Source organism: Nocardia sp. NPDC004568 (assembly GCF_040609955.1).
Classification (GTDB): domain Bacteria; phylum Actinomycetota; class Actinomycetes; order Mycobacteriales; family Mycobacteriaceae; genus Nocardia.
The window spans coordinates 1-7,144 of the sequence record NZ_JBEXLL010000142.1; the positions used below are offsets into that span (position 1 = coordinate 1).

The 7,144-nt window shown below is 65.4% G+C and carries 5 protein-coding genes; all 5 read right to left on the reverse strand.

Annotated features, from left to right (window positions below; genetic code table 11):
• Nucleotides 1-3,077, reverse strand: a 3,077-nt coding sequence (rpoB, locus tag ABZV91_RS31695; protein WP_355249400.1) for a DNA-directed RNA polymerase subunit beta, incomplete at its 3' end; no start/stop codon positions are given.
• A 559-nt stretch (nt 3,078-3,636) separates the two neighbouring features.
• Entirely contained in the window at nt 3,637-4,719 is a 1,083-nt protein-coding gene (locus tag ABZV91_RS31700) for an ABC transporter ATP-binding protein (RefSeq protein ID WP_232330682.1), read from the reverse strand.
• A gap of 259 nt (nt 4,720-4,978) precedes the next feature.
• A complete protein-coding gene (gene rplL, locus ABZV91_RS31705; RefSeq protein ID WP_030525645.1) occupies nt 4,979-5,359 on the reverse strand; it encodes a 50S ribosomal protein L7/L12 in 381 nt (126 codons plus the stop codon).
• A gap of 75 nt (nt 5,360-5,434) precedes the next feature.
• Entirely contained in the window at nt 5,435-5,974 is a 540-nt protein-coding gene (rplJ, locus tag ABZV91_RS31710) for a 50S ribosomal protein L10 (protein ID WP_063062912.1), read from the reverse strand.
• A 342-nt stretch (nt 5,975-6,316) separates the two neighbouring features.
• Nucleotides 6,317-6,880: an NAD(P)H-dependent oxidoreductase gene (locus ABZV91_RS31715; RefSeq protein WP_355249401.1), complete on the reverse strand. Its 564-nt coding sequence runs from the start codon at nt 6,878-6,880 to the stop codon at nt 6,317-6,319.
• Nucleotides 6,881-7,144: the final 264 nt, after the last annotated feature.

Consider the following 7,144-nt stretch of genomic DNA (forward strand, 5'->3'; position numbering starts at 1 on the left):
AGGTGGTGCAGCTTCAGGATGTACATGTAGCCGACCGCCACCGGGTACGGGAACGGCTCACCGGAACGACCGTCGAACAACGTCGCCTTACCGTCGGCGTTCACCATCCGCTCACCGTCGCGGTTGGGCAGTGTCGAAGCGAGCAGACCGCTGAGCTCCTCCTCCTGCGCACCGTCGAACACCGGGGTGGCGATATTGGAGTCCGCGGGGGCACCCCACATCTCCTCCGGCAGGTTCTTGGCCCAGTCGGGATTGCCCTCGACTTCCCAACCGGCTTTGCCGATCCAGCCGAGATGGGTCTCCAGGATCTGCCCGATATTCATACGACGCGGCACACCATGGGTGTTCAAAATGATGTCCACCGGCGTGCCGTCCGGCATGAACGGCATATCCTCGGTCGGCAGGATCTTGCCGATCACACCCTTGTTCCCGTGCCGGCCCGCGAGCTTGTCACCGTCCTGGATCTTGCGCTTCTGCGCCACATACACCCGAACCAACTCGTTCACACCCGGAGGCAGATCGTCGTCGTCCTCACGGGAGAAGACGCGGATACCGATCACCTTGCCGGATTCACCGTGCGGCACCTTCAGCGAGGTATCACGCACCTCACGCGCCTTCTCACCGAAAATCGCCCGCAGCAGCCGCTCCTCCGGCGTCAGCTCGGTTTCCCCCTTCGGGGTGACCTTCCCGACCAGGATGTCCCCATCACGGACCTCGGCACCGATCCGCACGATGCCCCGCTCGTCCAGATCCGCCAGGACCTCATCGGAGACATTCGGGATATCGCGGGTGATCTCCTCGGCACCGAGCTTGGTGTCGCGGGCATCGATCTCGTGCTCCTCGATATGAATCGAGGTCAACACGTCGTCTTCGACCAACCGCTGCGACAGGATGATCGCGTCCTCGTAGTTGTGGCCTTCCCACGGCATGATCGCCACCAGCAGGTTCTTACCGAGCGCCATCTCACCGTTCTCGGTGCACGGACCATCGGCCAGCACCTGACCACGCTCGACCCGCTGACCCTCGTCCACGATCGGCCGCTGGTTGGCACACGTGCCCTGGTTGGAGCGGGCGAACTTCCGCATCCGATACGACTTACGGGTGCCGTCATCGGCCATGACCGTGACGTAGTCCGCGGAGACCTCCTCGACCACACCGGCCTTGTCGTTGACCACGACATCGCCCGCATCGACCGCGGCCCGCAGTTCCATACCGGTACCCACCACAGGGGCTTCGGAACGGATCAACGGCACGGCCTGACGCTGCATATTCGCACCCATCAAGGCACGGTTGGCGTCATCGTGCTCCAGGAACGGAATCATCGCCGTCGCGACAGACACCATCTGCCGCGGCGACACGTCCATGTAATCGACCTCGGTGGCCGGGACGAATTCCATTTCCTCGTTACCGCGGCGGCACAGCACCCGGTCCTCGACGAAATTGCCGTCGGAGTCGACCGCGGAGTTGGCCTGGGCCCGGACGTGCCGGTCCTCCTCATCGGCGGTCAGGTACACGACCTCGTCGGTGACGCGGCCGTTCTCCACCTTGCGGTACGGGGTCTCGATGAACCCGAACGGATTCACCCGCGCGTATACCGACAGCGAACCGATCAGGCCGATGTTCGGGCCTTCCGGGGTCTCGATCGGACACATGCGGCCGTAGTGCGAGGGGTGCACGTCGCGGACCTCGAGGCCCGCGCGCTCACGGGACAGACCACCGGGGCCCAGCGCCGAGAGGCGGCGCTTGTGGGTCAGGCCCGAGAGCGGGTTGTTCTGGTCCATGAACTGCGAGAGCTGGGAGGTTCCGAAGAACTCCTTGATCGCGGCCACGACGGGACGGATGTTGATCAGGGTCTGCGGCGTGATGGCCTCGACATCCTGGGTGGTCATCCGCTCGCGGACCACACGCTCCATCCGGGACAGGCCGACCCGGATCTGGTTCTGGATCAGCTCACCGACGGTACGCAGACGACGGTTACCGAAGTGGTCGATATCGTCCACCTCGACCGGCACCTCGACGCCGCCGGGGGCGGTCATCGTGCGGTCACCGGCGTGCAGGCGCACCAGGTACTCGATGGTCGAGACGATGTCCTCGCGGGTCAGCACGGACCCGTCGATCGCCTCGCCCGGGTGCAGACCCAGTTTCTTGTTGATCTTGTAGCGACCCACGCGCGCGAGGTCGTAGCGCTTCTCCTTGAAGAACAGGTTCTCCAGCAGGGTCTGCGCCGACTCCTTGGTGGGCGGTTCGCCCGGGCGCAGCTTGCGGTAGATATCGAGCAGCGCCTCGTCCTGGCCGGCCGTGTTGTCCTTCTCCAGGGTGGACATCATGATCTCGGAGAACCCGAAACGCTCGGTGATCTCCTCGCTCGTCCAGCCGAGGGCCTTGAGCAGCACGGTCACCGGCTGCCGCCGCTTGCGGTCGATACGCACACCGACGGTGTCGCGCTTGTCGACGTCGAATTCCAGCCACGCGCCACGGCTCGGGATGACCCGCACGCTGTGCAGGTCCTTCTCGGTGCTCTTGTCGACGGAGTGATCGAAGTACACACCCGGCGAACGCACCAGCTGGGAGACCACGACACGCTCGGTGCCGTTGATGATGAAGGTGCCCTTGTCGGTCATCATCGGGAAATCACCCATGAAGACCGTCTGGCTCTTGATCTCGCCGGTGTTGTTGTTGATGAACTCCGCGGTGACGAACAACGGCGCCGCGTAGGTCATGTCCTTGTCTTTGCACTCGTCGATGGAGGCCTTGACCTCTTCGAAACGAGGATCCGAGAAGGACAGGGACATGGAGCCGGAGAAGTCCTCGATCGGCGAGAGCTCCTCGAGCACCTCCTCGAGCCCGCCGACCAGCCCGCCGTCACCGCGCGCGGCGGCCCGCTCACGCCAATCCGGCGTGCCGACCAACCAGGCGAAAGATTCCGTTTGTAGATCGAGAAGTCCGGGCACCTCCAGCGGCTCCCGGATCTTCGCGAAAGACACCCGCAACGGAGCCCCGGGGATACCCCCGGAAACTCCCAGCTTCGTATTGGCGCTTGTCTGGGTGGAGACTGCCAAGATGCGTCCTTCCAGCACCTCACGCGCGTCGCGTGGTGGTCCGCGACCGTCGCTTGTCTGCTACATTTTGGGATTCTCGCTGGTCACAACCCGAACGAGACTCGAACAGCAAACAACGGAAGCAACACCGGAAGGGTGGGACTTTCGTAGTGCGATCAAGGAATGGACAGGAGGCAGCCAGCGCAACGTCCAAACCTACACCTACCTATACGGAGGTGTCAAAGTACCACCCCGGCGAAGCGTTGCGTGGCTGACGCGCCGGGCCGGTTCCGCTGGCTGCGTTCCGGTCCACGGGCGGAGCCTCCGACAACGAATTCGGCGCTGGCGGTCGTCCACTACCGACGGCGGCCGAAGCCGCCACCAATAGCGTGACTGGTCCGGCGAAACTCGTCAAGTGGCCGTGCCGACCTGGCTTCCTTCGAAAGGGCGGCCGCGGTACAAGATCACCAACGCGTCGCCGCATCGGTCCTGTTCCGGCCGGATACGGCGGCCGCAGCGGCCCGGGAACACCCACCCCGGACACGAAACAGCGCGCCGGGTACGAACCCGACGCGCTGCTTTCGGAAACAAGCTTTTCTTACACCTTGGGGTACTGCGCGGTGTCGAAATCCGACCCGGGGAAATCGTTACCGCGGTCACCGGCGCGCTGCCCCGAGTTGTAGGACATGACCATCGTCTCATCGTTCTGATCGAGCGATTCGCGGATGGCCACCTGCGCGGCATGCGGCAGAGTGTGCATGATCTCACGCACCCGGTTCTTCCGGCGCTCCACCGCCTGGCGCACCGGCATCCCCGGCTGGGCCTTCATCTGCGGGATGATGCCCTCTACCTCTTCGGCACCACCGTGGTGATGGCCGGCGTCCACCATCGCCTGCTCGCGTGCCATCTGGGCCTCGTCCTTTTCCTCGGACATACCGATGGGGCCGATCATGCGGCCGTTGAGGAACTGTTTGACCACCGGCTCCTCGCTGGTGAGCAGCACCTCGCGCGGGCCGAACATGACCAACTGGCGGCGGAACAGCATGCCGATATTGTCCGGCACGGTACGGGCCAGGTTGATGTTGTGGGTCACGATCAAGATCGTGGCGTCGATCTGGGCGTTGATATCGATGAGCAGCTGGCTCAGATACGAGGTACGTACCGGGTCCAGGCCGGAGTCGGGCTCGTCGACCAGGATGATCTGCGGGTCGAGCACCAGCGCCCGGGCCAGCCCGGCCCGTTTGCGCATACCGCCGGAGATCTCGCCGGGCAGCTTGCCCTCGGCGCCGAGCAGACCGGTGAGCTCGAGCTTCTCCATGACGATCTTGCGGATCTCGGACTCGGATTTCTTCGTGTGCTCGCGCAGCGGGAACGCGACATTGTCGAAGAGATTCATCGAGCCGAACAGCGCGCCGTCCTGGAACAGCACGCCGAAGAGCTTCCGGATCTCGTAGAGCTCCTTGTTGGAACAGGTGGTGATATCGGTGCCACCGATGAAGATGGAGCCGCGCTCGGGCCGGAGCAGGCCGATCAGCGACTTCAGGAATACGGACTTACCGGTACCCGACGGGCCCAGCAGCGCGCTGACCTCACCGGCAGGCAGGGTAATAGAAACGTCCTGCCAAATCCGCTGTGAACCGAACGACTTGGTTACACTCTCGGTCCTGACCTCGACGCCCACGCCAACCTCCACATTTCTCAGCGAGCTACCCGCTTTGCACCACAGACCCGGAAGCGGTGCGTCACGTCACAGCGAGTCCGGTCACTGTAACCCATGGCACGCCCATAGCACACCCGACCTGACCGAAGAGTAACCATGGCTGCCGAGTTCGATACCGCAGAACCGCCGTTAACCAGCGCGCGAGAAAATCGGTCGTAATACGAAGAAAACGGGCGGTCCCCCGGAGGGAACCGCCCGTTTCCGGCAGAGCCGGTCGGTATTACTTGACCGAAACCTTGGCGCCGGCGCCTTCCAGCTTCTCCTTGGCGGCCTCGGCGGCTTCCTTGGCCACCTTCTCCAGGATCGGCTTCGGCGCGCCCTCGACGAGGTCCTTGGCCTCCTTCAGGCCCAGGCCGGAGACGATCTCGCGGACCACCTTGATGACCTGGATCTTCTTGTCGCCGGCACCCTCGAGGATGACGTCGAACTCGTCCTGCTCCTCGGCGGCCTCGGCGGCGGCCGGGGCGGCACCCGCGGCGGCGACGGCGACCGGAGCAGCAGCGGTGACCTCGAACTTCTCCTCGAACTTCTTCACGAAGTCGGAGAGCTCCAGCAGGGTCATGTTGCCGAAGGTTTCGAGCAGCTCGTCAACGTTGGCCATTGATATTTCCTTTCGATAGTGAATGTCTGCGCGGGCGAGCCGGAGTCGACCGTTCCGCGAATGGTGACGCGGGTCTTACTCCGCGGCGGCTTCGCCGCCTTCGGCCTGCTTCTTCTCCTGCAGCGCGGCGGCCAGGCGGGCCACCTGCGAAGCGGGAGCGTTGAACAGACCGGCGGCCTTGGCCAGGTTGCCCTTCATGGCACCGGCCAGCTTGGCCAGCAGGACCTCGCGGGACTCCAGATCGGCGATCCGCTCGACCTCGGACACGGACAGCGGAGCGCCGTCCATGTAGCCGCCCTTGATGACGAGCGCCTTGTGGTCCTTGGCGAAGGTCTTCAGCGCCTTGGCGGCGTCGACCGGCTCACCGGAGATGAACGCGATCGCGGTGGGTCCGACGAACAGATCGTCCAGACCCTCCACGCCGGCCTCGGCCGCAGCGCGCTTCACCAGGGTGTTCTTGGCGACGGAGTACGTGGCGTCGGCACCGAGCGCACGACGCAGTTCGGTGAGCGCACCGACGGACAGGCCACGGTATTCCGTGACGACTGCGGCCGTCGAGCCCTTGAACTGCTCGGCGATCTCCGCGACCGCGGCTACCTTTTCGGGTTTCGCCATACTTCGCCTCCTCTCTGATGTCGGTATGGATATGCCCTACCGAATCAGGGGCCGGCAAAAGAACAAGCGCCCCGAACGCAGAGCGTTCCGGGGCGCGAAAGAAGATATCGGCACGGCTAGGCGTGCATATTCTCCAGCCTCGGCTCTCCCTGCGTGGGCCGCCGGCACTCTCGCCGGACCTTCGACCGATTCCATACGAAATCGGCGACCAACGGTCTTCGGTAGAACGGATTGGTGGTGCCGAACTGGTCGACAACCTGATCGAGCATAGCCGGACACTGCCTCATCTGGCAAAACGGACGCGATAGCCGGGTTGACCGGGGCGCGCCGGCTCCCGTCCGCCTAGCGGATACCGGACTCGATACGGTCCGTGCCGGAGTCTCGCGGGCGCGCGCCCAGCCGGCGCACCGCCTCGGCCGCGCCGGTCCGGAACGCCGGTGAGGCGACGAGCCCGTCTTCTCCGATATCGGTCCGCGAGAGGGGCAGGCGCACACAGCTCTGCTCGTCCACGTCGGCACCGACATAGCCGAGCACGCTCGCCAGCGTCGCCACGGCCCCGTCACCCCGGCCCGGCGCCGCGACGGTGAGCCAGGCGGCCGGCTTTCCGTAGAGATCGCCGGTACCCACGGTCCAGTCCAGGAGGTTCTTGAGACTGCCCGGCAGCGTGCCCGCGTACTCCGGGGTACAGAACAGCACCGCGTCCGCGGCCGCCAGCTGCTCTCGTAACTGCCGCACCGCGGGATGGGCGGGCTCGGGGGCCTCGGGCACGAACGCGGGCAGATCGGTCAGACCGCCGTACCAGCGCGCCTCGACCCCCTCCGGCGCCACGGCCTGCACTGTGCGCAGCGCGGCCGTATTGGTCGACCCGGCGCGTGTACTCCCGGAGAGCAGCAAAACCACAGTCACGCAATGCGGCAACCGCCGGCCGCACGAAAATAGTCCGTGCCCGGACGGCCGGGTAGCCGCGGCCGACGGCGGCGCCCCGGCATAGACCAGGTGGCCGGACCCTCGGCCGCCACCGGTACCGCGCCCGGGGCGCCCGGATACGCGAAACGGCGGGAGCGTCGGATGACGCTCCCCCCGGGTGGCGGTGCGGGTTTGCGGGGCGCGCGTAAGCGTCCACGTACAGGGGGGTTGGGGGGGGGTTCGGGTGCACCGGGCAGGCCCGGG